Annotated in this window: 28 protein-coding genes and 2 pseudogenes; 11 read left to right on the top strand and 19 right to left on the bottom strand. The window is 51.1% G+C overall.

The window, feature by feature from the left end; genetic code table 11:
- Nucleotides 1-62: 62 nt before the first annotated feature.
- From L1889_RS06430 to L1889_RS06420, 3 genes are read left to right on the top strand one after another with little or no spacing between them, the layout of a single operon-like run.
- Nucleotides 63-398: a type II toxin-antitoxin system RelE/ParE family toxin gene (locus L1889_RS06430; protein WP_238664435.1), complete on the top strand. Its 336-nt coding sequence runs from the start codon at nt 63-65 to the stop codon at nt 396-398.
- Complete coding sequence (locus L1889_RS06425) at nt 395-727, top strand: helix-turn-helix domain-containing protein (protein WP_238664434.1); 333 nt, start codon at nt 395-397, stop codon at nt 725-727. The genes L1889_RS06430 and L1889_RS06425 overlap by 4 nt, the downstream gene beginning before the upstream one ends.
- Before the next feature lie 28 nt (nt 728-755).
- Nucleotides 756-938, top strand: coding sequence for a helix-turn-helix domain-containing protein (locus L1889_RS06420; RefSeq protein WP_238664433.1), 183 nt, complete (start codon nt 756-758; stop codon nt 936-938).
- 64 nt (nt 939-1,002) lie between these two features.
- Here L1889_RS06420 and L1889_RS06415 read toward each other — a convergent pair whose 3' ends face one another.
- The 3 genes from L1889_RS06415 to L1889_RS06405 are packed head-to-tail and all read right to left on the bottom strand — an operon-like array spanning nt 1,003 to nt 1,788.
- Nucleotides 1,003-1,338: a type II toxin-antitoxin system HicB family antitoxin gene (locus L1889_RS06415; protein ID WP_238664432.1), complete on the bottom strand. Its 336-nt coding sequence runs from the start codon at nt 1,336-1,338 to the stop codon at nt 1,003-1,005.
- Entirely contained in the window at nt 1,335-1,589 is a 255-nt protein-coding gene (locus L1889_RS06410) for a type II toxin-antitoxin system HicA family toxin (protein ID WP_238664431.1), read from the bottom strand. Before L1889_RS06410 ends, L1889_RS06415 begins: the two co-directional genes overlap by 4 nt.
- A gap of 46 nt (nt 1,590-1,635) precedes the next feature.
- Nucleotides 1,636-1,788, bottom strand: coding sequence for a helix-turn-helix domain-containing protein (locus tag L1889_RS06405; RefSeq protein ID WP_238664430.1), 153 nt, complete (start codon nt 1,786-1,788; stop codon nt 1,636-1,638).
- Between the two features lie 83 nt (nt 1,789-1,871).
- Between L1889_RS06405 and L1889_RS06400 the strand changes: the two genes are divergently transcribed.
- Together L1889_RS06400 and L1889_RS06395 are read left to right on the top strand one after the other, a co-directional pair.
- The gene (locus L1889_RS06400) at nt 1,872-2,300 is read left to right on the top strand and encodes an Xre family toxin-antitoxin system antitoxin (protein ID WP_238664429.1); all 429 of its coding nucleotides are present in this window, start codon (nt 1,872-1,874) and stop codon (nt 2,298-2,300) included.
- Nucleotides 2,301-2,313: 13 nt separating this feature from the next.
- The gene (locus L1889_RS06395; protein ID WP_238664428.1) at nt 2,314-2,766 is read left to right on the top strand and encodes an RES family NAD+ phosphorylase; all 453 of its coding nucleotides are present in this window, start codon (nt 2,314-2,316) and stop codon (nt 2,764-2,766) included.
- A gap of 287 nt (nt 2,767-3,053) precedes the next feature.
- Here L1889_RS06395 and L1889_RS19120 read toward each other — a convergent pair.
- From L1889_RS19120 to L1889_RS06355, 9 genes and pseudogenes are all read right to left on the bottom strand, one after another.
- Nucleotides 3,054-3,661: pseudogene (locus L1889_RS19120) on the bottom strand (ABC transporter ATP-binding protein).
- Nucleotides 3,662-3,752: 91 nt separating this feature from the next.
- Complete coding sequence (locus tag L1889_RS19115) at nt 3,753-3,845, bottom strand: ABC transporter ATP-binding protein C-terminal domain-containing protein (protein WP_372871723.1); 93 nt, start codon at nt 3,843-3,845, stop codon at nt 3,753-3,755.
- Nucleotides 3,845-4,513: an ABC transporter ATP-binding protein gene (locus L1889_RS06385; RefSeq protein WP_238664427.1), complete on the bottom strand. Its 669-nt coding sequence runs from the start codon at nt 4,511-4,513 to the stop codon at nt 3,845-3,847. Before L1889_RS06385 ends, L1889_RS19115 begins: the two co-directional genes overlap by 1 nt.
- Nucleotides 4,510-5,765, bottom strand: a pseudogene (locus L1889_RS06380) (ABC transporter substrate-binding protein). The gene L1889_RS06385 and the pseudogene L1889_RS06380 overlap by 4 nt, the downstream one beginning before the upstream one ends.
- Nucleotides 5,766-5,782: 17 nt before the next feature.
- On the bottom strand, nt 5,783-6,745 hold the full coding sequence (locus L1889_RS06375) for a branched-chain amino acid ABC transporter permease (RefSeq protein WP_238664426.1): 963 nt from the start codon (nt 6,743-6,745) through the stop codon (nt 5,783-5,785).
- Nucleotides 6,742-7,602: a branched-chain amino acid ABC transporter permease gene (locus tag L1889_RS06370; RefSeq protein WP_238664425.1), complete on the bottom strand. Its 861-nt coding sequence runs from the start codon at nt 7,600-7,602 to the stop codon at nt 6,742-6,744. Before L1889_RS06370 ends, L1889_RS06375 begins: the two co-directional genes overlap by 4 nt.
- Complete coding sequence (locus tag L1889_RS06365) at nt 7,599-8,852, bottom strand: metal-dependent hydrolase family protein (protein WP_238664424.1); 1,254 nt, start codon at nt 8,850-8,852, stop codon at nt 7,599-7,601. Before L1889_RS06365 ends, L1889_RS06370 begins: the two co-directional genes overlap by 4 nt.
- Nucleotides 8,853-8,891: 39 nt before the next feature.
- A complete protein-coding gene (locus L1889_RS06360) occupies nt 8,892-9,686 on the bottom strand; it encodes an alpha/beta fold hydrolase (protein WP_238664423.1) in 795 nt (264 codons plus the stop codon).
- A gap of 9 nt (nt 9,687-9,695) precedes the next feature.
- Complete coding sequence (locus L1889_RS06355) at nt 9,696-10,568, bottom strand: fumarylacetoacetate hydrolase family protein (protein ID WP_238664422.1); 873 nt, start codon at nt 10,566-10,568, stop codon at nt 9,696-9,698.
- A gap of 238 nt (nt 10,569-10,806) precedes the next feature.
- Between L1889_RS06355 and L1889_RS06350 the strand changes: the two genes are divergently transcribed.
- Nucleotides 10,807-11,655 carry a helix-turn-helix domain-containing protein gene (locus L1889_RS06350; RefSeq protein WP_238664421.1) on the top strand — a complete coding sequence of 283 codons (849 nt, stop codon included), beginning with the start codon at nt 10,807-10,809 and terminating at the stop codon, nt 11,653-11,655.
- Nucleotides 11,656-11,774: 119 nt separating this feature from the next.
- On the opposite strand, the gene L1889_RS06345 is transcribed toward L1889_RS06350, so the two are convergent.
- Together L1889_RS06345 and L1889_RS06340 are read right to left on the bottom strand one after the other, a co-directional pair.
- A complete protein-coding gene (locus L1889_RS06345; RefSeq protein ID WP_238664420.1) occupies nt 11,775-12,326 on the bottom strand; it encodes a DUF3016 domain-containing protein in 552 nt (183 codons plus the stop codon).
- A 480-nt stretch (nt 12,327-12,806) separates the two neighbouring features.
- The gene (locus L1889_RS06340) at nt 12,807-13,454 is read right to left on the bottom strand and encodes a carbonic anhydrase (RefSeq protein WP_238664419.1); all 648 of its coding nucleotides are present in this window, start codon (nt 13,452-13,454) and stop codon (nt 12,807-12,809) included.
- 182 nt (nt 13,455-13,636) lie between these two features.
- Between L1889_RS06340 and L1889_RS06335 the strand changes: the two genes are divergently transcribed.
- The 3 genes from L1889_RS06335 (at nt 13,637) to L1889_RS06325 (ending at nt 15,780) form a co-directional block, all read left to right on the top strand.
- Nucleotides 13,637-14,065, top strand: coding sequence for a TOBE domain-containing protein (locus tag L1889_RS06335; protein ID WP_238664418.1), 429 nt, complete (start codon nt 13,637-13,639; stop codon nt 14,063-14,065).
- A 217-nt stretch (nt 14,066-14,282) separates the two neighbouring features.
- On the top strand, nt 14,283-14,486 hold the full coding sequence (locus L1889_RS06330) for a YodC family protein (RefSeq protein WP_238664417.1): 204 nt from the start codon (nt 14,283-14,285) through the stop codon (nt 14,484-14,486).
- Nucleotides 14,487-14,523: 37 nt separating this feature from the next.
- Nucleotides 14,524-15,780, top strand: coding sequence for a DUF445 domain-containing protein (locus L1889_RS06325; protein WP_238664416.1), 1,257 nt, complete (start codon nt 14,524-14,526; stop codon nt 15,778-15,780).
- 2 nt (nt 15,781-15,782) lie between these two features.
- Here the strand turns inward: L1889_RS06325 and L1889_RS06320 are convergent, their stop codons facing one another.
- Entirely contained in the window at nt 15,783-16,448 is a 666-nt protein-coding gene (locus L1889_RS06320) for a putative quorum-sensing-regulated virulence factor (RefSeq protein ID WP_238664415.1), read from the bottom strand.
- Between the two features lie 236 nt (nt 16,449-16,684).
- On the opposite strand from L1889_RS06320, the gene L1889_RS06315 reads away from it, so the two are divergent.
- Nucleotides 16,685-17,053 (top strand): NirD/YgiW/YdeI family stress tolerance protein, encoded by a 369-nt coding sequence (locus L1889_RS06315; RefSeq protein WP_238664414.1) that lies wholly within the window; start codon nt 16,685-16,687, stop codon nt 17,051-17,053.
- Nucleotides 17,054-17,142: 89 nt separating this feature from the next.
- On the opposite strand, the gene L1889_RS06310 is transcribed toward L1889_RS06315, so the two are convergent.
- The 4 genes from L1889_RS06310 to L1889_RS06295 form a co-directional block, all read right to left on the bottom strand.
- Nucleotides 17,143-19,530: a catalase gene (locus tag L1889_RS06310; RefSeq protein WP_238664413.1), complete on the bottom strand. Its 2,388-nt coding sequence runs from the start codon at nt 19,528-19,530 to the stop codon at nt 17,143-17,145.
- 160 nt (nt 19,531-19,690) lie between these two features.
- Complete coding sequence (locus L1889_RS06305; protein WP_238664412.1) at nt 19,691-20,170, bottom strand: alpha/beta hydrolase; 480 nt, start codon at nt 20,168-20,170, stop codon at nt 19,691-19,693.
- Nucleotides 20,171-20,187: 17 nt separating this feature from the next.
- The gene (locus L1889_RS06300) at nt 20,188-21,426 is read right to left on the bottom strand and encodes a TrkH family potassium uptake protein (protein WP_238664411.1); all 1,239 of its coding nucleotides are present in this window, start codon (nt 21,424-21,426) and stop codon (nt 20,188-20,190) included.
- 123 nt (nt 21,427-21,549) lie between these two features.
- Entirely contained in the window at nt 21,550-22,203 is a 654-nt protein-coding gene (locus L1889_RS06295) for a potassium channel family protein (protein ID WP_238664410.1), read from the bottom strand.
- A 156-nt stretch (nt 22,204-22,359) separates the two neighbouring features.
- Here L1889_RS06295 and L1889_RS06290 point away from each other — a divergent pair, with 156 nt between their 5' ends.
- Nucleotides 22,360-23,424 (top strand): alkene reductase, encoded by a 1,065-nt coding sequence (locus L1889_RS06290; protein WP_238664409.1) that lies wholly within the window; start codon nt 22,360-22,362, stop codon nt 23,422-23,424.
- The last annotated feature ends 15 nt before the right edge of the window (nt 23,425-23,439 follow it).

The raw sequence follows: 23,439 nt of genomic DNA, 5'->3' as shown, positions 1-23,439 counted from the left end.
TTAATAAAGGGCACCTTTCGTTTTATCGCGAAGGTGTATAATAATTTATACATCCAAATGCTATGGAAAAAGACATTCGATGGTCAGGCTCGTCTTACGAAGACCTTCTGGCATTTCCTGAGAACCCTCGTAGGCAAGCAGGCTTTCAACTCGGAAAGGTCCAGGCCGGACTTGATCCGGACGACTGGAAACCATTTGATGATGTGGGAAAAGGCGTACGGGAAATTCGACTTCGCGACCGTAGTGGTGTTTATCGGGTTATGTATGTTGCTAAGTTTGATGAAGCCATCTATGTGTTGCACTGTTTTCAGAAGAAAACCCAAACGACAAGTAAGCAGGACAAAGAAATTATGAAGACGCGTTATGCCGCCATCGTGAATACCAGGAGCATGAAATGAGCATTGACACTGAAATTCGCCACACAACAAAGGCAGGAAGCAATATATTTCTCGAACTGGGTTTTCCGGCTGACGAGGCAAAACGGCTACAAGCCGAATCCGAGCAACAAATAAATGACACACAGTTGCTCAAAGAGCAATTGATGGCTGAGCTGGCTTCGTGGATAAAAGAGAGTCACCTGAAGCAGGTCGAGGCAGCCGAGATTCTGATGGTGTCGCGCCCCCGAGTTTCAGACGTTGTGAATAAAAAAACGAGCAAGTTCACGATTGATGCCCTGGTAGGCATGCTAAGCCGCATTGGTAAGCCTGTGACGCTTTCGGTGGGCTAATTATTTATTGTCTGAAAGGGAGGCTTGGATGGTTGCTGTTGTGCCAGAAAATTATCCTGTCGCAGCAAATTTTTCGTCAGCCTACCGTATTCCTCTGGCAACGCTCAAGGGCTGGGAACAAGGGCGGCGTCAACCTGACGCAACCGCAGCGGCGTATTTGAGCGTTATCGAAAAATTGTCAGCAGAGACGCGGGCTGCACTTGAAAGCTAAGTTGACGCCGAAACAGTAATATGGCGGTTTCTTGTGGGCGTTCAGTCGCGTGAGGGTAGCTGCTTTAAGCGTGAGCAGCTTCTTTGATGGCGCCAGCAACCCATTGGTTCAGGCTTTCTCCGCTGGCTGCTGCTGCGGTGGCGGCGGCCTCGTGAACCTCGGGGGCGATTCGTAGCACGAACTTTCCTGAAAAGCTCTTGCGAGGATCAATCCCGCGTCTGGCGCATTCATCCATAAAGAGGTTAAGCGAAAGCTCACCCTCGCGATGCAGCCCAGCAACATCATCAGCGTAGAAGTCTGCGCCGCCATTAAGCCCGACAAATTCACCCCGAAACATTTCAATATCGGGGTCAAAGGTAATAACAGCCTGCTGATTGCCTATTTTCATAACGTTCTTCATGGTTTTACTCCGTTTTCTTCAAGCCACCTTCGAATAGAGGCTACTGCACCCTTGTCTATGTCTGACGAGGGGTGAGGGCGGTGCATCACCTTCACTTGCCCAAAGAGGAATATGGCAACGCGGGAGCCTTCTCGCTCGGTGATTTCAGCACCAAGCTCGACAAAGAGCGCTGCTGCGTCACTCCACTTAACCCCGGCTGGGGCCAGCCTGGAAAAGATTAGCTCTAGCGTTCTTCGGTGTTTGGCTTTCATGCGATAAATGATACTGCAATGTAGTATCAATCGCAGGATGTTTTGATTAGTCTTTGCCCTGCACTGCGGGGCTTTGTTGTGGGCTGAGCAAGCGGTAGCTCACGCGAAGGGCAATCAAAAGCAGCGCAGGATCATCTTCTTCTAGTGCCGCAGATAAATACTCAGCGAATCTTTCTTCGCTGTCGATATAGTTAGACAAAGGCTATATCCGATAGTAGAGTTTGCTGACAAGTATCAATTGATCTATAATATACACATCAATTGATACCTGTGGAGAACGCCATGCTCGCTTTACGACCTGAAGACATTGGCGCAGTCATGAGCCTTGCGCCCAATCCCACAACCTTCGCTGAATTAGATAGGCTAATTTCAAAAGGCGTGCCCAAAAAAGCGTTGCGCGCTATTGCGGTACGGGTGTCTCTACATGGCGAGCAGGTTAATTCTATTCTGTACAAAGTTGTGCCGGAAGGCACCTTTAAACGGCGCAGAGTCTACCTCAGCGCGGAAGAGTCCGAACGTACCGAGCGTTTGGCGCGCGTCTATGCGACGGCTATGCATGTGCTTGAATCCGAAGAGGATGCTCGTGCTTTTTTACATGCTAAGCACCCCATGCTCGAGGGAAAATCCCCCTTAGAGGTAGCCTTCAGTGAAATTGGCGCACAGCGGGTAGAAAGGCTGCTCTGGTCGATTTTTTACGGTCTGCCCGCTTAACGGGTGGCATTGCGTGCGCTTATACCGAATCGCCAGCAGCAGGCATTCTATCTGGGATGGTACGGGGGCGGCGCTTATGGGTGGGCGCTGGAACTCTGCCGGAAAACCTATTATCTACGCCGCCTTGTCATACGCCGGTGCCATGCTGGAAGTGCTGGTCCATACAAATATTGCTAGGATACCGCCATCCCATCGATGTGTGATCGCGGATGTCCCGGAGGACGTGGCCTATACACGCTACTCGCCTGACGATCTGCCGGTGGGGTGGGACCTAGCCGAGAGCAGCGTTGCCCAGCAGATCGGCGATAACTGGATTCAGCAGAAGCAGACGGCCTTGTTACTCGTGCCTTCAGTCGTGGCCCGCATGGAATTCAACGTACTGATTAATCCTGCCCATCAAGATGCCTCACGAATTAAGGTTTCCGAACCCATGGTAGTGCAGTGGGATGAGAGGTTGTTTCGTTAAATGAGGTCTCGCTGACAGTCACTGCAGAAAGCGCTCTAACAGGGAGTGGCCCAACCAGGCCTGCGGTTGGTATTTACCGGCTCCAGCAGAGACAAGATGGCCACTCCCTGATTCATGGCGTTTCGTGCGGCATTGGGTCGCGTTGGGGGCGTTTGCACCGGAGCCTAAGCACGGCCAGCTCCATGCGGTTAGCCACTTATTACTGTTTCGGACGTCGCACGGCGCGGACCTTGCCGCTTGCGCCGCCACCGCAGTAAAAGATGCCGGCGCCGTCGAAGACATACCCCTTACGATGCCTTGATGCCCAAATATTGTTTTTGCAAGTCCAAACTTTGGCGCAAAGTGTTGGCATCGGTTTCCAGAGCAATTTGCCCGTTTTCCATGATGAGCACGCGCTCAGCAACTTGAATCCCAGCCTGCCAGTTCTGCTCGATTAAAAAAACCTGAATGCCATGAGCAGGAAGGTCGCATAGCACCGAGATAAGATCCTGAACTATTTTTGGAGCAAGCCCCTCCGAGGGTTCATCAAGTATTAGTAATTTTGGGTTAGTCATCAGGGCACGGCCGATCGCCAGCATTTGCTGTTCACCCCTGATAATTGGTTTCCGTAGTTATGACGACGTTGCGCCAGTCGTGGAAATGTGGCGTAGATGCGATCGGTGGTCCAGAGGTCCGATGCCTTCCCCTTAAATAGCTGGAGGTGCTCGTGAACCGTTAATGAGGGAAAGACTCGACGCCCTTGTGGCACGAGGGCGAGTCCGCTTTGGGCAATTTCGTGAACCTTTTTATGAGTTAGTGCTATGCCATTTAAGGAAAAAGCCCCCTTTTGAGCAGGCAGCAATCCAAGCAGGGCAGCACACAGCGTCGACTTACCGGCTCCGTTTCTTCCTAACATCACCACAGGTTCAGGGCCTATCTGCAAATTGATGCCGTGTATTACTTGCAAGGCACCTCGATTTACAGATAAACCATCTATTTTTAAAAGATTAGATGTTTGTACCAAGATAAATTTCCCTGACAAGTGGATTGTTCTCAATGTTTTCGGGAGTGCCCGAGGCTACAACCCGGCCATCACACATCACCGTAATGCGGTCGGATAGCCCCAGCGCGATATCCATATCGTGCTCAACAAATAGCAGCGTGACCTCAGGGGGAGATTGCGCAAATGATGCAGTAGCGCCGTTCTTCCTTCTGGAGACATCCCTGCAGCGGGTTCATCTAACAGTAATAGAGCTGGTTGACTGATCATCGCCATGGCAATTTCAAGTTCGCGCTGCTTTCCATACGATAGTGAACCTGCTATATCGTTAAGATGCTTGTCTAAGCCGAACTGCTGAAGAGTCGCTAAGGTGCGTTGACTTACTTGCGGGTAATGTTTCCACGAACGTAAGGAGAAACGGGGGCCGTGTTGTCCCATCGAGGCGACTTGTACGTTGTTCAATACGCTTCGATCGGCAAAAAGCAGAGATGTCTGAAAAGTGCGGCCTATGCCTAGTCTGGCTCGTTGATGCATACGAAGGTGGGTAATGTCCTGCTGGGCATAAGTGATGTGCCCGGCGCTGACGGGGACCGAACCAGAAATCGCATTGAACAAGGTGGATTTTCCCGCCCCGTTAGTCCCCAGCAAAGCGTGGCGCTCTCCAGGGTAAATTTCCAGTGATACCGTATCGACAGCCCTCAGGCTGCCGTACGACACACTGACTTTCTCTACCGATAAGATCGCCGCGGTGCTTGTATGTGATGTCATGGCTGGCAGACTGGGTTATTACGGGTTGGCGCACCCAGTGCTAAAAACGCTTCGCGTTCCATACCCAGGGTCTGGTTTACATTCTCAACCGTCTTGACTAGTTTGTTCTGCAGCTGGCCATCGTCATCGATGACAACTTCAGTGACGTAGTTAGTGGCAATCGCTTGTCGATTCTCATCCAGTGTGACGACGCCTGTTGGTGAGTTCAGCTGTAGAGAGGCCAGAGTTTGCTGAAGGGCTTGCTGATCGTCATCAAGCTTCCCTTCTACAGTATCTAAAGCTTGGAGTACCGCCATGGTGTTCAGGTAGTAGCCGTGAGCAAAGGATGATGGCATGTTAAAAGCATCTGGAAATGTGGTTTTGTATTGTTCGACAAAGGTTTGCCATTCTTCCGATGGATTGGTATCAGCGGTTGGCCCTGCAGCAATCATGCCGACTATGTTTTTGCTAAACGCCCCCTTGGTACTTAATACGTTCTGGTCGATCGTAACGGTGCCTCCGATCATGGCTGCTTCGCCGCCCGTTTGATAATACTGTGTCAGGAAATTGACCGCATCGGCTCCGCCCAGTAGTACGTAAATAGCATCAACGTCAGAGGGCAGTCGTGCAATAACTGAGCTGTAATCTTTGGTTCCGATTGGAACCCAGCTCTTTGTACGACTTCTCCACCTCGGGAACAGAACTCCGACTGAAAGCCCATGACCTGTGCGTAAGGGAAGGAATAGTCCTCGGAAACTACAGCTACTTTTTTATAGCCTTTTTCATCATAGGCATATGACCCGAGTCCTGCTTGCCACTGGGTGCCATCCATCGTGAAGCGGAAGAAGTTCGGTGCCGGATCACGTAGTGTGGTATCGGATGCCGCGGAGGTGCCATTTACAAACGTAGTGCCGGGGACGGTACGGGCATATTCTTTAACGGCCAGCCCTTCACTGCCTGAAAGCGGTCCTACAACTATATCTACCTTATCCAGCTCGACCAGTTTACGGGTTTTGGCTACAGCTACATCGGGCTTGGCGTTACTGGACTCTTTGACGAGCTCGATCTCCCGCCCGGCGACTTTTCCTCCGTGTACCTTTAAGGCAAGTTCAGCGCCTCGCATCGCGTCTTGGCCCGGCTGCGCAAAGGGGCCTTCTAAGGTAGCCAAAACACCTATTCGGATGGGGCCATTACTGGCGTAAGAGGCAGATGCCCCAAGTAAGGTACCTAAGGCAATAGCGGCACTGTGAAGAATAAATTTATTTTTATACATGAATGTCTCCGTTGTAATTAAGTTGTTTTCAAGCGGTTTACCACTTTTTCATACACACCCAACAAACCTCGGGGAGCGTAAATGACTGCCAAGACGAAAGAGATGCCAATGACCAGATTGAATCGTTCTCGCCCAATGAGACCTGTGGCGAAGTTTTCAAGCAGAACAAAAAACAAGGCCCCGATAAAAGCACCTGCGGGGTGCCATACACCGCCAAGTACCGCGACAATCAGTAAGTTAACGGCTGCCATGACATCGGTTGATCCAGGCGATACTTGTCCGGTGTGCCAGGCGTTCAGGATGCCTCCCGTCGCAGCAATCCAGCCGGCTATAGAGAACGCGATCAGACGAATGGTCGTAGTGTTAAAGCCAAGTGCGGCCATACGCAGAGGAGCATTCCTGAATCCATGAAGCACTGAGCCCAGAACTGAACGTTCAACGGCCCGGCACAGGAGCAAAAGCACGAGGCTGCTCAGCAGGCACAGAAAATAAAAGAGTTCCCGCTGCCTAAAGTCCCACGTTCCGAGAGAGGGTGCTCTTAAGCCATTAACACCATCAAAGCCGTTAAATACCGTGATGTTTTGGGATACGAAATAAAACAAGCACATGGACGTAGCCAGCGTGATCATCAGGAGATAGATTCCACTACTGCGTAGCGAGATCAGACCGACAATAAAGCCACCAAGCGTCCCGACACCTAAGGCTAAGATAATGGCGATGAGGGGGTGTAATTCGATACCAATATAAGAGCTGTTGGCAGACAATAGCCCCACGGTATAAGCGGCGGATGTAGCGACTGCCGCTTGAGCAAGCGAAACTAGTCCTGTAGTGATGAACAGGAAGTTCAGGCTAAGGGCCATAAGTCCAAGAATGAGCGCCCGCGTTGCCACCGAGGACAACCAGAAGGTATTAGCCCATAGAGGTAAGGTGATCAAGATCAAGCCGAATGCGGCCAGAGCCGTTTTTTTAGTCAGACTCATATTTTTCTGCCAAATATACCTTGTGGGCGCAATGCTAAAACAATGACCATGATCATGAAGGTAGACAACATGGCATAGTTAGGAAAGAAAGCCATGCCGAATTGCTCAGCAAAACCAATGAGTAATGCGCCAAGCGCCGCGCCAGCCAGGCTGCCCATTCCTCCTACAATCACCACAACGAGCGATGACAATAGGTAGCGCATGTCCTCTCCGGGTGCAACAGACAAGGCACTGCCGCCTACCACTCCAGCGAGGCCAGCCAGGACAGCTCCCAGTATGAATACCCGACTCATGATTTTGGGGACGTTGACACCAACCGTGCCTAATATGTCGCGATCATCCACGCCCGCTCTGATCAGGCTCCCTAATCGGGTGTGCAAAATTAAAAACCACAAGGCGACTCCCACTACAATCGCTGTCGCCATCACGAATAGACGGATAGTGGGGTAGGCGCCGATAATCATCATCGGGGTACTGCCATAGATGATCTCGGGTGGCGTGAACTGCAACGTGGCGCCTCCATAGCGTGCAAGTAGTAAGTCACTAAGGATCACGGCAAAGCCTATGCTGACTAGAGCTTGTCTAAGCTCATCGTCTTTCACTGGCTGCAATAAAAAACGGTGTAGAAAAACACCAATCAGACCGCTGGCGATCATTGCTCCAATCAGGCCCAAAACCCATGATCCAGTGCTAGAGGCAACGTCGTAACCCACATACCCTCCGACCAGAAACAGAGCTCCGTGTGCCATATTGACCAATCGAAGCAGACCAAAAATTAACGAAAAACCAGAGGCCACCAAGAAATACAAGCTGGCCACGGTCAGTGCGTTCAGGGTGATGAGTAGATAGAGTTTCATATGAGCTTTTTATAAAAAACACCGTCTTTCATTACCGCCAGTATTTTTTCTTTATCTTGCAGCACCGCGATGTCTTCCAAAGGGTTGCCGTCAATCAATAGCAGATCAGCCAGATAGTTTTCTTTAATCTGTCCTAGTTCGTTGCCCATACGCATGATCTTGCCGCCTTCCCGGGTTGCGGAAAGCAGGACATCCATAGGCGTGATGCCAATCATTTCAGTGAAATACTGCAAATCTTTGGCGTTGGTTCCGTGGGGAATCCATGAGAATCCATAGTCGCCACCCGGCAAGATTGGAATGCCGCGCTTATTCATCGCCTTTAAAGTCTCGACCGCATGTTCCAGCTCGTCGATATAGCCCATCTCTTCGGCCACCTCGGGAGTGATGCCCCATTCGCTGGCGTGGTATGCGGTATTAATCAGCCAGGCCAGCCCTGGGGCAAAAAAGTAGTCTCCTTTATGTTTTTCCAGCATGTCCAGGGCTTCTTCGTCCGCGTAGCTGGCGTGGTAGATAATATGGATGCCGTGCCGCAAGCACTGTTTAATGGACTCGGCCGAGCGGGCATGGGCTGCCAAACGCTTATCGAAACGTTTAACTTCCTGCACCGCTACGGAAATCTCCTCGTCGGAAAACGGTGTCAGCTTTGCGCTAATGCCTGCAATGTATTCGCCTGACAGGTTCAGCTTGATGGTGTCTACGCCATACTTGATAAACTGACGCACACTTCTGCGCATTTCTTCGGGGCCGGAAATAATGTCGCAAAAGCTGAGTTCGGGGTAGGGCATATGAGGCGGGATCGTGTCGCCCAGACCGCCTTGCACCGTAATTTCCTGCGATGCAGCCGAATAGCGTGGGCCCGGGTAAGCACCGCTTTCAATCGCATTGCGTACCACTACGTCCAGTCGCGGTTTCGCTGCAGCCGCACCCATACACGAGGTCCAGCCCATTTCCAGGTATTTTTTTGCCACTTGCATACACCATAGTGCGTGTTCTTCTGGAGGCATCATGGCAATGGCATTGAGCGAGGGCTGGTCATTCCAGGAAAAATGCGTATGTGCTTCGGTCATCCCCGGCATCATAAACTTACCGGCGGCATCGATCACTGTTACATCGCCGTTCTCGCGCTTTACTTGGTCAGACAACGGCGTAACGGACGCGATACGGTTCCCTCTAATCAGCACCTCTCCCAGGTAGGGAGCGGTTCCGGTCGCATCAAAAATTGTGGCGTTAGCGAATAATAAGTCGGGCATTGTTTTGTCTCCAGGCTTCGAATTGTTATGCCGCTTTGGTTATGAAGCAGAAAGGCCGTTAAGGAATTCACTCAGCAATTGCCGACATGGTTCAACCTGTTCGAACGTAGTCCAGTGTCCGCATTCCGCTAAGGTATGTATGGCGGGAGTCTTTGCAAATTGCTGAGCCAAGGCGTGCATTGATTGCGGCGAAGCCACCTTGTCGTCTTTACCCGTAATCAGCAAAGCAGGGCAACTGATCTGTGCCGCATCTGCGGCAATCGCCTCGGCTAAAGCAAAGCAGGTATTACCGTAGCCTTTAGGTTCCTGACGCATCAGGCATTCGCGTACCAAGGCAATAACGGCAGGCTGACTTAACTTGGTTGCTTCGGCGGTTGCACCCGCCACCACTTGCTCTGCAATTTCGGCCATACCAGCAACGCCTTCGCTGATCGCTTTTTCGCCTCGGGCACGTACACCAGGGCGGCCAGCATCGGGAGGCGATGCCATCGGGCCAAATAACGACAGCGACTTAACCCGGTCAGGGTGCTTTACAGCCAAATGCTGGCAAACAATTGTGCCCAGCGAATGCCCCAGGAAATGAGCCTGCTGGACGTCTTCAGCATCCAGCACTTGAATGATGCTTTGTACGAAACGATTAATGCTCAGGGCTTCACCATCAAAGACTGAACGACCGCTTCCCGGTAAATCAGGGCGAATTACCTGATAGTCTTGAAGTACAGGCATAAGCGGTGACCATGTATTGCTGGTGCCCCCTAAACCGTGAATGGCAACAATGACGTCGCCATCACCGTCCATTTCATAAACAAGGTTGTGTATGTTTTTCGTTGTCATGTTTTGCCCTTAGCTAAACTGGTTTTCTATATGGCCCAAGCCCTCTATCTCAACGCGTACCACATCCCCGGATTGCAGGTAGCGTGGTGGCTGCATTCCCATGCCTACGCCCGCAGGTGTACCCGTGGCAATAATGTCGCCCGGAAATAGGCGTATACCGCGTGAACACGTTTCAATTAGCTCGGGAATATCAAAAATCAAATTTCGCGTGTTGTTGTCTTGGCGTAGTTCGCCATTTACCCAGCATTGCACCTGGGCCTGCTCACCATCAAAGGCATCGGCCGTAATAATCCAAGGCCCCATTGGGCAGAACGTATCAAACGACTTACCCAAGTGCCATTGCTTATGGCGCATCTGCACATCTCTGGCTGTCACATCGTTCACCACCGTGTAGCCGTAGATGTGTTCAAGCGCGTTTTCACGGCTAATATTGACGCCGCCCTTGCCAATGACGATGGCTAGCTCCGCTTCGTAATCGATGGAATCAGAAACAGAGGCAGGTGGAATATGTACATTATCGAAGGGACCAATCACACATTCCGGCACCTTGGAAAATACAATCGGCCATTGTTTCTCTTCGGCTTTGCTATCCTTAAAAACAGAGTTCGCCAGTTCTGCAGCATGCTCATGATAGTTACGGCCCACACAAAAAATATTGCGCCTTGGATGAGGTATGGGGGCGAGTAGCTGAACCTCATTCAGCCTATGCTTAACATTGGACAAAGGGGGCAAGGTAGCCTGTTCGCTATATTGCTGCACCAATGGCAATGCGCCGAGGTCCACATCTTTATCAGACAATTGAAAGGCTTGCAGGGTTTGGGAGTCATCCGATACTTGCCCTACATATTGTTTGCCATTTGCACGATAAGTTGCTATTTTCACTTTGATGAGTTTTCCTGAAAACATTAAAAATTAGAACGTAATTAAATTCTAGGAAATCATCAGCAGGGACGTCTTATCAGTTCATCCGCAAGCTTATCGTTTTGTCTTGTCAGGGGGTCGGTACATACCCTTAGGATGTATTATTAATAGGTAAATACTGAATTTTTTGTTATAAAAAATGAAGTTGCATAGCTGTTAGACTCCTCCCACGCATCATAAAAAATAGATGATTAAAATCATGAAAGATACTTATGCGCTATGTCAGGGGAAGTTCGGCCGCGCGGTGTTGTTGAAACTGCGGGCGAGCTTGGTCTCTCACTCCCACGCCAGTGGTCAAATTGCCTTTTGGTTAGGAGGTTCGCCAACGAAGGCACGTATTGGCGATAAAAGTTACGAATATAAAACGGACGTTGCGCTGGGCATAAATCCTTTCGAATCGCACGACGCAACCATCTGCGACCCTAATGATCCGGCTTTGTTTTTAACCTTCGAATTTAAGCAGAGCTGGATTGAGGAACAACGCATTATTTCAGGAAAAGGGCTTTATTTTCTGAAACCTACCGTACCTATTGATGATGAGCTCTATAGCGCCTGCCACACCCTGCTTAACATCATGTTGAACCCGTTCCACAGCAATTATCAAAACATCGAGCCTGTGATTCTGGACATACTCATCAGGGCTACACAGGCGTCCGGAAATAATATTGCGGACTTGAGTACGGGATTGATAAGAACGCCAGACTACCGGGTTAAACGAGCCATTATGGCGTTAAGATCGAACACCTCACGAAAAATGTCGGTTGATCAGCTGGCAGACCACGTAGGCTTATCGCGTTCGCAGTTGCATGTGCTGTTTCGTAAAGACTTGAACTCTACGCCTTCCGTGGTGGCCAATCTGATGGTCGTAGAGGAAGCTATGCGTCGCATGCTGAATCATCAAGAGTCGCTAATCGATATTGCGCTAGATCTGGGCTTTTCGTCTCAAGGAAATTTTTCACGCTTCTTTAAGGAGCATATGGGGGTCTCACCGTCTGTTTATCGTTCAGCAGCGCGCAGCATATCCACGGTGGATTTTTTATCGGATTAGGCTTGATTAACAATAACGGCCGAAACCAGTCACGCAATCGGCCTCCCTCGCTTACCCTTAGCACCTTGCTCCTGTGGAAATGAAAAATACAGAGGCCTTGGCCGACACTTAAAAAAGCATCACTCCGTTTTGAATTCCCGTCGCAGCCAGTCATCGAGCAACGTCTTTTCGTAGCGTAGCGGGTCATCGTGGTACCCGTGTGCGCGCATCAGAAAGGCGGAGTCGCGTAACTTGGCATTGCCGTCTTTGAAGGTCTGGCCTTGGTTATTGCTCAATTGGTAGTTTAGATCAATGCGCGGCGGATAGATGTCGCGCACGATACGTACATCGTAGAGTCCGGCGCGACGCCAAGGCTCATACTCCCCGGCAAGCTTGATGTCGGTGAGCTGGACAAGCAAGTGCGTCTTCGGTGGCAGGTACTGAGGAGCCTGCTGTTCAAGGTGTTTGCGTAAGCTCTCCATCCATGCCTTGCTATCGCTGTCGCGTTGCAGGCGGTGACTGCGCATTTCGGCAAACTCGGAAGCGTTGATGAACTCGACTGAGATAGTTGCATCAGCCGCGCTTTCTACAGACGTGCGCTGGGCTGAAGGGGAGGGTCCTGCACAAGCGGCCAGCAGAGCGGTCACCAGAAATAGCGAAGCGAATGCGCTACGAGACAAACAAGTCGTCATGGGCATCTCCGGTAAAAGTGGCGCTAATAAGTGGCATGGCTTTTATCTCATTGTAGCGCCCGACATAGTTGCCGCGGCGTTTTCTCTTAGGCAGCACCGCTTTGTCGGACATTGTCGATCAGCTCCCTCCCGTTAAAGGGCGCCAGCCAATGAATTATGATTGTTTTGTGACTTTGTGTTGTTTTGGGCCAGCTACTTCGTCTATAACTTATAAACGCGTGACGTTTCCATGGGAAACGCCGCGGGCTCTATATATAAGCGCAAGCCAATTAAAATCTATAAGCGTAAGCTAATTAAAATCGCAAAATCGAGGTTCTGTCTATGCTCAGGCTATCAGTTTGCCCATGTCGAGATAGCCACTACCGGCGACTTCAGCGCAAGTGGTGGTTGCGGCTGCTCTTCCCAGGGCGAAAGCTTTTTCTATGCATGCGCTGTAATTCGCAAATGCTGTTGTCGACAAAAGCCGCATTAAAGCGAAACTTATAACTGAACTTCTTCGCTATAGGGTGTAAAGCGTCCCGTGAGCGGATCACGAATAAACAAAACCCCTGTAGCAACGCCAAAGTAAGCGCCGTGCAATGTCAGGTTGCCGCTTTCTATGGCTTCAGCCACCGCCGGGAAGGTAGGCAGGTTTTCAAGGCTATAGCCCACAACAGCCATTTCAAGCCGTCGTATCCATTCGGGATGGTCCGCACAGGGCGGTCCAATGCGTTCTGCTACGGGTGCGATCTGCGACATCCACTTGCCAATAAAGTCGCGTTTGGACAAAGGCGCAGCCTTGTTGGCAAAAGCGGAAATGCCACCACAGCTTGCATGCCCGAGCACGACTATATGTTTGACCTTTAAGGCGTTAACGGCAAACTCAATGGCTGCGCTCGTGCCGTGGAACGAGGTTTCGGTATCAGGTTCGCAGGGGGGCACAAGGTTGGCAATATTGCGAATAACAAAAATTTCGCCGGGCCCGGCATTAAAAATAGTTTCTGGCGCAACTCGGGAGTCACCACAACCGATGACCATGATCTCTGGGTGCTGACCGGATTTTGCAAGCTCTTCGTAGCGTTGGCGTTCGCGAGGAAGACAGCCGTTTAAGAACGATTGATAGCCAGAAGTTAGCCGAGTTGGAAACACTTTTAATCCCTTTTGTTGTTTGAGGCTTAGGGATTTTACGCCTACTTCGGTGTTGAGCATATAGCTAAAGCTTACGTGAAATGAATTAAGTGCTTGAAACCATCGCTTGCCAACGCTCTAACCAGACGGTCGAATGGTAAAATCAAGTTTCACTAAAAAATGTTTGCTCTCCAGGAATGACCATGATGATCAGTACAAGAAATCAGTTTCAAGGCAAGGTAAAAGCTATTCATGGCGGAGCCGTCAATGATGAAATCGTGGTTGGCGTGGCTTCAGGCCGGGAGATTGTTGCCATTATTACCGAAAGCAGTACTAAGAACCTGGCACTGACCGAGGGTTCAGATGTGGTGGTTTTGGTCAAGGCATCATCCATCATTTTAGCTACCGATATTCAGGGGCTGGTGTTTTCTGCCAGAAACCAGATATCAGGTGTTGTTGCCGTCGTAACCCAGGGGGCTGTTAACTCTGAAGTTGTGATTGATGCCGGGAATGACCTGCAGATTAGCGCCATTATTACGAATGTGAGCTTTGATAATCTTGGGCTTAAAGTAGGCGCAGCCGTGACGGCTATTTTTAAAGCTTCCAGCGTTATTATCGCGGCTAAAGCCTGATCTCATGCATTACTAATGCAGGGCGTGACGCCATGCAGCCCTTGTCATAACCCTTTCATCGATCGATAGCGGCGTCGGCCATATCCGGCGGCCTCGTCGCCATGCGATTGCTGTAAACTCTTAAGCTCGCTCGCGCTGTGGCGCTGATGCTCAGATTTCTCAGTTCGCTTATTTTCATCAATAAGCGAAACTTTCTTATTTTTTATATTGTGGTGCTATGTCCTTTACGAAAATGTTTATTGGTGATGTTGTGCGCCTGAAAAGTGGTGGTCCGCAAATGACGGTCACCCAGCTTGGTCTTACCCATGGCCGGGTCGAGTGCTCATGGTTCGTGAACGATGTGGAAATTCGTTCGGCATTTATTCACTCAGATGCCATTGTTCGCGTTGATGAGTCGCTTAACGCCGCTTCTCATCCTTAACGAAAAGATCAACGCAACGTAACCCACAGGAGCGGATGTGCTGCATTGGCTTCAATCCCCCTATAACCGAATGAAAGGCTTGGCAACGGCGTTGTTGTTTGCCGCTGCCTCCTTGTTTTTCTTTTCTAAGTATGTGGGCGATGGCACGGGTGCATGGGGCTATCTGACGGCGTTTGCTGAAGCTGCGATGGTGGGGGCCGTGGCCGACTGGTTCGCGGTAACAGCGCTCTTTCGGCATCCCTTGGGCTTGCCCATTCCACATACAGCGATTATTCCCCGCAAGAAAGCGCAGCTAGGCAAAAACCTGGCAAATTTTATTTGCGAGCATTTTTTATCTACGCCACAGCTCATGCAGAAGCTGCGTGACTACGACGTGGCCAGGCGCTTCGCTAATTGGCTTTCCCGTCCCGCCAATGCGGTCTTGGTGGGGGATTATGTGGGTTTGGCTGCGCTGCACAGTGTTTCGGCATTACGCGATAAGCGGGCAGAGCAGTTTATACAGGCCACTGCCATTGATAACTTAAAACGTATTGATCTCAGTGCACTGGCAGGAGGCATGCTCGACGGTTTAACGGCAGATAAGCGCCATCAGGAGTTGCTGAATCACGTTCTTAAATGGCTGAATCATCTGCTGCAGAATGACTCAGTGCAACGTCGCGTTGCATTGGCCATATCCAGCGAATTGAATTCGTCCTTGCATTTGAAGTCGTTAAGCCGGCTGGCCGGAGGCTGGTCTACCGATAAATTGGTCAGTGCCTTTTCTAAAGAGCTTGATGCCATAGCGAATGATCCGAATCACGAGCTGCGTCGCAACTTCGACGGATATTTACGTCTGCTGATACGTAAACTTAAAAAGGATCCGCGTTTTCATGAGCAGGCAGGTCAGCTGCAAGACGAGATTATTCATCATCCGGTGCTTGTGGCATATTTAAGCAGCCTGTGGAGCGACCTTATAGATTGGCTGCAGGCTGATCTGGCTCTACCCAACTCGGAAATTCGTGGTCGTATCAGTGCAGGCACCACTGCTTTTGCTAATCATTTATCTACTGACCCGGCGATGCAAGCGGTGCTTAATGAGAAGATTGATGAGTTTGCCCCGGCACTGATTGAAAAATACCGTGCACAAATTGCCAGCTATATCGAAGCCCGCGTGGTGGCGTGGAACGAGCAAGAGCTGGTAAGCCAGCTAGAGAAATCCATAGGTAAAGACTTGCAGTTCATACGCATTAACGGCACCTTAGTGGGCGGGGCGGTAGGTTTGATTATTCATGCAGTGGGGCGGTTTATTGGCTAGGCTTATAGCGTAGCTTGTACAGCAAGCTTCACATGCGGGTCTAAGGTATCTTGGCGCAGCAGCCATGCCTTGTAGTCGGCTGGCAAGTCGGCGATGGGCATCCCGCGATGTTTGCCAAATGGCATGGTGGCAGGTATACGGGCTTGTTCAGAATGAAGCCATAGCTCTTCCCAGGTGTTGACGGGCGTGCCTATGGCCTGCACCAGGGTACGCAATAAATCCAGGCAGTTTTGTACGTCTGCCAGAGCAGAGTGTGCCTGCTTCAGTCGCGCCCGGGCTCCGGCGCGGTCTATGTGATAAATGAGTGCAGACTGACTGTGACTGTCTAGTTTGGGAAAGTAGCGCCTGCTTAAAGCCAGGGTGCATATGCGCTTGACGTTAGGCGAGCCCGCCACCTGCCAGTCATAATCAATGTTGTGCCCAATGATGTATTGCGTGTCGGCCGGAAGGGCGAAGTCGGTGTGTGGACGGCAGCCCTGCAACTCTTCGTCATATATGTGGTGAGTGGCTAGTGCGCCCAGGCTGATTTTCTCGCTGGGACAATAACGTTCTTCGAACTGCTCTAGAACCTGCAGCGAGGAAGGTGAGTCGAGCCGCAACCACGCTGCCTCTATCACTTGAGCGTTTCGGGTGCCAGTAGTTTCGGTATCAAATAAAAGCGCGGTCATTGGGAAAACTATGTAAACAAGAAGGTGAATGTGTAACAGCCCGAGAAATTCCTGGCTCGGGACGTCATTATTGTCGTCGGACAGATGCGACGGGTAGCAGGCTATCTTACTAAGTTATACGTTGCCTGGCGAGGTGGCAGCGATCACAAACTATTACGAGTGGCTACGCCCCTACACCAATAGCCTCCTCATTACTTCTAGTATGAAGCTACTTTTAAACCGTCAGGAGAAAGCATATGAAATACGCCACCTTAAAGACTATATCCGCAAGCTTGGCATTAGGCGCCGCTAGTCTTGCTTTTGTGGGACAGGCCAATGCTGCGGACGAAACGCTTCCTGTTGCGACATCTGTGAGCCAGATTCTGGAAGACACTAAAGATGACCAGCCTGTAACGCTAAAAGGTTCATTGACGAAGCTTGAGGCCGACGAGAAGTATTCTTTCTCTGATGGTACTGGTGAAATACAGGTGGATATCGACGAGAATGTTTTCCCTGCCTCTACACTGGCTCCGAATGCCCAGGTCGAAATTACGGGTGAGGTAGATAAAGGCATTATCGGTAAAACCGAAATAGATGTTAAATCGGTAAATGTTTTAAGCCAATAACGAGCCCTCCCAGGTACGCAACATAAAGCCCCGGTTCAGTTCATTCTGAGCCGGGGCTTTATTCATGCCTTTGAAGGGGGGCTATTAGATTAAACGCGCGGGCGTTCCTGCTCCCGCTCAAAGAATCGACCTTTGGCAATAGCTTCAATAAAGGGTTTGTGATCGTCGGAGCCTTCTTTAACGCTCAGCACGCCGTTACTGTTGATTTCGCTATCAGGAATCCCAGCCAGGCCGAGAAGCTTTGTGCTGGCTCCGCAGGCATAGATGGGCTTGCAGTGACGATAGGCGTCGCGTATATGCTCTAAGGCCAAGCCTTCTTGTGCCAGCAGATTTAAGCCGTCGACCAAGGCTACCGCATCAAACAACACCGATGGTGAGTTTTCAAACGAGGCATCGCTGATGATGATTGGCCCGTTGGCACTTTCGAATTCGCCCAGGTAGGGACCAATCAGTCTTACCACCAGCCCCTGGTCCATCAGGGTATTGGCGAGTGTTTTGACCTGGGCGCCGTCTACGCCTTTAGTGACCAATATGGCGACCTTGCGGGTTTTAAGTTTTTCATCGCCGGGACGTGCTGTCATCGAAAGGGGCGGCGATTCAGTCAGCTCAGGCTTGAACTTCTGCTCGGTGGCTTTAACCATGGGGGTAGGCAAGGGGCTGACGCCCAAGCGGCCCGCAACATTTTCAGCAAGTTCGGTGTCGACATTCATGAGCATTGAGATCATCCGCTCGCGAATGGCGGGAACGGTTACTTTGCTCAGTTCAAATCGGAATGCGGCCGCGATGTGAGCTTGTTCGGCAGGAGTCTGGCTATGATAAAACAGCGCTGGCTGATTGTAATGCTCGGCGAATTTCTCTGGTTTTACCCGTGTTTCGTTCGCATTTACGGGTTCCGGGAAGGCAACGTAGCCCGAACTTCCGGCCTGAAAAGGACAGCCCCCACCCAGAGAGTTAGGTTCGTAAGCGGCTCGGCCCTGATGAATTGCCTGCCGGTGCATACCATCACGCTGATTATTGCGTATCGGCGTGATCGGCGCGTTGATAGGCAGTTCATGAAAGTTCGGTCCGCCCAGTCTGGATAACTGGGTGTCTGCGTATGAGTGGATGCGGCCAGCGAGTAAAGGATCATTGGTGAAGTCGATACCTGGCACTACATTGGCCGTACAGAAAGCCACTTGCTCGGTCTCGGCGAAAAAATTATCCGGATTCCGGTTGAGGGTCATTTTGCCGATGGGGGTCAATGGAACAAGCTCTTCAGGGATTATCTTGGTCGAGTCCAGTATGTCAAAGCTGAAACTTTCGGCCTGTTCTTCATCAAAAATCTGTACGCAAAGCTCCCATTCCGGGTAGTGACCGCTTTCGATCGCTTCCCATAAGTCGCGGCGGTGGAAATCGGGGTCAGCCCCTGAGGTTTTCACGGCCTCATCCCAGACCTGGGCGTGGGTGCCGTAGCTGGGGTTCCAATGGAATTTGACGAAGCTGGACTTGCCTTGCTGATTAATAAACCGAAAGGTATGAACACCGAAGCCTTGCATCATACGCAAGCTGCGCGGCAGGGCGCGGTCAGACATAAGCCAAAACACGGTGTGCAAAGACTCCGGCATCAACGACACGAAATCCCAGAAGGTGTCATGGGCAGACGCAGCCTGAGGCATGCCATGATTGGGCTCAGGCTTTACCGCATGAACGAGGTCAGGAAATTTCATTGCGTCCTGAATGAAGAAGACCGGCATGTTGTTGCCGACCAGGTCCCAATTGCCTTGATCTGTATAGAATTTAACGGCAAAGCCGCGTACATCTCTGGGGGTATCTTTAGAGCCACGTTCGCCTGCAACGGTAGAAAAACGCACAAAAACCGGTGTTTGCTTTCCTTTCTTCAAAAATGGCGCCGCAATCGTGATGTCGCTGAAGTCGCCATAAGACTGAAAGACTCCATGTGCACCCGAACCGCGTGCATGGACTACACGCTCCGGAATACGCTCGTGATCGAAGTGGGTGATTTTTTCGCGAAGTATAAAGTCTTTTAGTAGTGCGGGGCCCCTGGCTCCTGCTTTCAGTGAGTTTTGGTTATCGCTGATGACTACACCCTGATTCGTTGTCATCTCACCTGTGTTGGCACTTGCTTGCTGGTAGGGCGACAAACTGCTCTGAGGGTTAAGGTCCTGACGTTGTGCGCTGTATTTTTCTGAGGTGTTCTTATCGCTTAGCGTGCTGCCCGCCGCATGGTCGCCGACGGTAGCCGATTGTCCCTTTGCGGCAATACTGCCTTCATCCGAGTCGGCATATTCGCTGGATTTGGCTTGGTTATAAGGGAATTTTGCCGCTACGTCCTGGGTTTGAGTCGCCTTGATGACGTTATCTGCTTTTTTATCCGTTCCCAGAGTGCTGGGAGGACCACTATCTGTCGTACCCGCGCCGGTTTTCGCGGAATAGTGGGATGGGTTCCCGTTTTTTGCTTTTTCAGACTGATTAGACATCCCTAAAACTCCTTCAAAACATCGTGAATGGCGAGGTTGAAGCAATTCGCAATACTGCAAGGGGAGCGAATGAATAAAGAGTTAGTGTAGGATCTAAACCAGAGCTGTCACGTAAGTGACCGTAATCAATTGAAACGCGGGTAACAGTCTGATTTTACGCTTAAGTTTTGCGTCGCCGAGCCGCCCGGGGCGGCTCTATATCGACCTGGTCATCGCTAAAAAGTACCCGATTGCCCACCTGGAAAATACTGCGCTTCACCAATTGCTCGGTAATGATGCCCTGATGATAATCTGTGGGTCGGGAGGCCAGCGTCACGATTCGAACCGGGATCCAGCGCTCGGTGCTGTGCGCGACCAGCCTGACGGTCTGGCCTACTTTTAGCTTGATGGCACCCGGCATGCGGTGAGTGTCCCGATGCCCGACCGTTATTCTGAACTCACTTGGGCGATGGCTTATATAGGCATAGCGCAGCGCCTGATCCAGCTCATGCAGCTTGTGTAGCCACAGTGTCAGTTCATCAGACGCAGGCTGATTGAGCACCGGAGATTGCTTATCGATCAATTGTGCTGCGCATTCTGATTCAAGCGACTCAGGTAGTTGTACCAGCTTGGCGATAAGGGTAAATTGCTCAGGGGTCATAGCGGTTTATGGGAGGCCTACCCGACCTGGAAGGAGACTTCAGGGTAGCGTACATTGCTGCGCTTACGGCGGGCAAGCGTGTAGACCAGGGTAAGAGGCCCTAGACGTCCGACAAACATCAGTACCGTCAACATGGCTTGGCTGGGCAGGGAGAGGTGGGCGGTTATGCCATGACTCATCCCGGTGGTGCTAACCGCCGACATGACTTCGAACAGAACGCTCCTAAACGGAAGCTCATCAAAGATAGTAATAAATAACACGCCCAATACGAACCAGACGGTAGTAATGAATACCAGGGCAAGAGACTTTTGGACAATAACCGGGGCAATGCTGCGCCCCATCAGCACGACTTCTTCGCGCTGGCGTATGTATGACGTTACTGCCGCTACCAGTACGATGAGGGTCCCCACTTTGATGCCACTGGCAGTGCTTAACGAGCCGCCGCCAATAAACATATACACCATCATCAGCATGGTTGAGCTATCGCGCATATCAGCCACATTCATGGTAGCAAAGCCTGCTGTACGTGTGGCAATTGCTTGCAGCCAGGCAGCCGTAGCCTGATGCAGGGTATCCAGGCCGCCCAAGGTCAGGATGTTGTTGGCTTCAAAAGCCCAAATCGCCAGAAAGCCCACAATATTCAGAATCGCTGTGGCTATTAAAATCAGCTTGCTGTAGATTTGCAGCTTTCGCCACCCCCGAACTCGCGCTACATCCATAATGACGGGGAAGCCCAGCCCTCCGAAGATGATCATCAGCGAGAGCATGACTATACTGAAGCCATCGGGTACCATGCCGGCCAGGCTTTGGTCGTAGAGCGACATACCCGAGTTGTTGAAGGCCATGCTCACATGGAAGTAGGCCTGATAGAAGGCATCGCTCCAGGCGGTGTCCCGTGCCCACCAAAAACCCAGTATGGTGATGGCGCTTAGCTGTATCAGCGCTGCTATTTTGATGACCGATAGTGCTGTGCTGCGGATTTTTCCGACATTGGTCTGGTTAAAGGCTTCCAGGGCCAGAGCCTGCTGGCTGAGGCTTATGCGCTTGCCCATGCTGATGGCGGCGAGCAGGGCGAAGGTGACGAATCCCAGTCCTCCGATTTGAACCATGATGGTTAATAGGACCTGTCCAAACACAGTGAAGGTAGTGGCAGGTTCTACTACCGTCAGCCCGCTGACGGTAACCGCGGAGGTCGCCATAAAGAAAGCGTCGAACCAGCTGATAGGCACGCGGGTCGAGATGGGTAATCTGAGCAATAGGGAGCCCAGGAGGATCAACACTAGAAAGCCTATCGCAAGCACAGCCGGAGGGCCAGCATTAAGGGTCCGGCGCCGATGCAGACCTAGATTCAATCGCGCAGGGGTTCGAAAAAAGCTCATCTAGATTAATTTGGGTGCGATAGTGCGGAGCGCCTGCAGCGGACCAAATAATATGACTATGTCTTTGGGCTGTAATGCGAAATTGTCTTCGGGGTGCACGAAGCTTTGGGTTCTGCGTTTAATGAGCAGAACTTTTACAGCGCCGTTTTTGCTGTGCACGACTTCACCAATGGTGGCGTCTTCGAGCCGGTCGCTCGCGGTGATTTCAACGACGAAGTCGCCGTTACCCAAGGAAATATAGTCGTTGACCATGGGGTAGCTGAGCATTTGCGAGACGCGTATGCCCATTTCTTCTTCTGGATGGATAATGCGCTGTACGCCCAGCTTGCTAAGAATAAGATGCTGCGCGTGTGAAATGGCTTTCACCCAGATGCTCGTTATACCCAGCGATTTTAAATGTACTACACACACCAGACTGGCCTGTATGTCGTCGCCGATCGCCACGAGTACATTATCGTAATTATCAAGGCCGAGCTCTTCAAGAGCTGCTTTTTCAGTCACGTCGGCGATGACAGCACGTGAAATTTCATCAGCATAGCGATTGATCACCTTGGAATCGTTATCGACGCCCAGTACAGAGTGACCCATTTTCGTGAGCTCAATAGAGGCTGCAGAGCCAAATCGTCCCAATCCTATAACCGCGAACTGTGCCATTTTTTTATTCCGGGTGATATAAATAACTTATCATTGAGATGTAAAGCGAATGGTAGTCTACTGCAAATTCTGGTAAAAACCCTTATTCGGGTAATTGCCGAGTTGCAGGAATCGGGTGCATATCCCGATAACCTCCCTACAGGACGGTATGGCAGTATGGTTAATTTGTTTGACCCACTCAGGGTGGGTGATATTACAGTAACGAATCGCATTGTGATGGCGCCAATGACACGTACCCGTGCCACTCAGGGGCGCGTACCCAGCGACTTGATGCGCAACTATTATTGCCAGCGAGCCTCTGCAGGACTAATAATAGCTGAGGCAACATCCATTTCACCACAGGGCGTTGGTTATACGCACACTCCTGGCATCTGGAGCTCCGCACAGACGGAAGGCTGGAAAAACATAACCCAGGCGGTACACAGTAAAAATGGCAAGATATTCCTGCAGTTGTGGCATGTGGGTCGAGTGTCCGATCCCGAGTTGCTAAATGGACAAATGCCCGTTGCTCCCAGCGCCATCGCCTGTGAAGGGCAAGTCAGTTTACTGCGCCCTGTCCGCGACTATGTAGTGCCGCGGGCCTTAAGCTGCGAAGGCATTGCTGATATTGTCAAAGATTTTCGGGATGCCGCACAAAATGCGATAGCGGCAGGTTTTGACGGCATTGAGATCCATGCTGCAAATGGCTACCTGATCGATCAGTTTCTGAACGACAGCAGCAACCAGCGTCAAGATTCCTATGGTGGAAGCATCAGCAATCGCACACGGCTGTTGTTAGAGGTGGTCGATACCTGTGCCTCGGTTTGGGGTTATGGGCGCATAGGCGTGCATCTGTCTCCGCGAGGCCAGGCACATTCGATGTTTGATTCGGCGCCAGCCAGCTTGTTCACGCATATTGCCGGCGAACTCGATCGCCGTCAGGTTGCCTTTATATTGTGCCGGGAAGCCGGGGCTACCCAAGACATCACCAAAGTGATACGCCAGGCCTATAGCGGTGTGCTGATTGTCAATGAAAACTACGAGCGCGCCTCGGCCGAGAAGACCCTGGCTTCCGGAGAGGCCGATGCGGTGGCCTTTGGCCGTTCTTATATCTCAAATCCTGATTTGGTGGAACGATTCAAAGAACAGGCCGAGCTTGCAAGCCCCGATAGCGCCACTTTTTATACAGATGGGCCTCGGGGCTACACTGACTATCCTACACATGCCAGCCTGGTTTCTTAAGGGCAGAGCAGTGTG

The organism is Paenalcaligenes niemegkensis, from assembly GCF_022230885.1.
Classification (GTDB): Bacteria; Pseudomonadota; Gammaproteobacteria; order Burkholderiales; family Burkholderiaceae_B; genus Paenalcaligenes; species Paenalcaligenes niemegkensis.
This window is presented reverse-complemented; position numbering and strand designations above follow the sequence as displayed.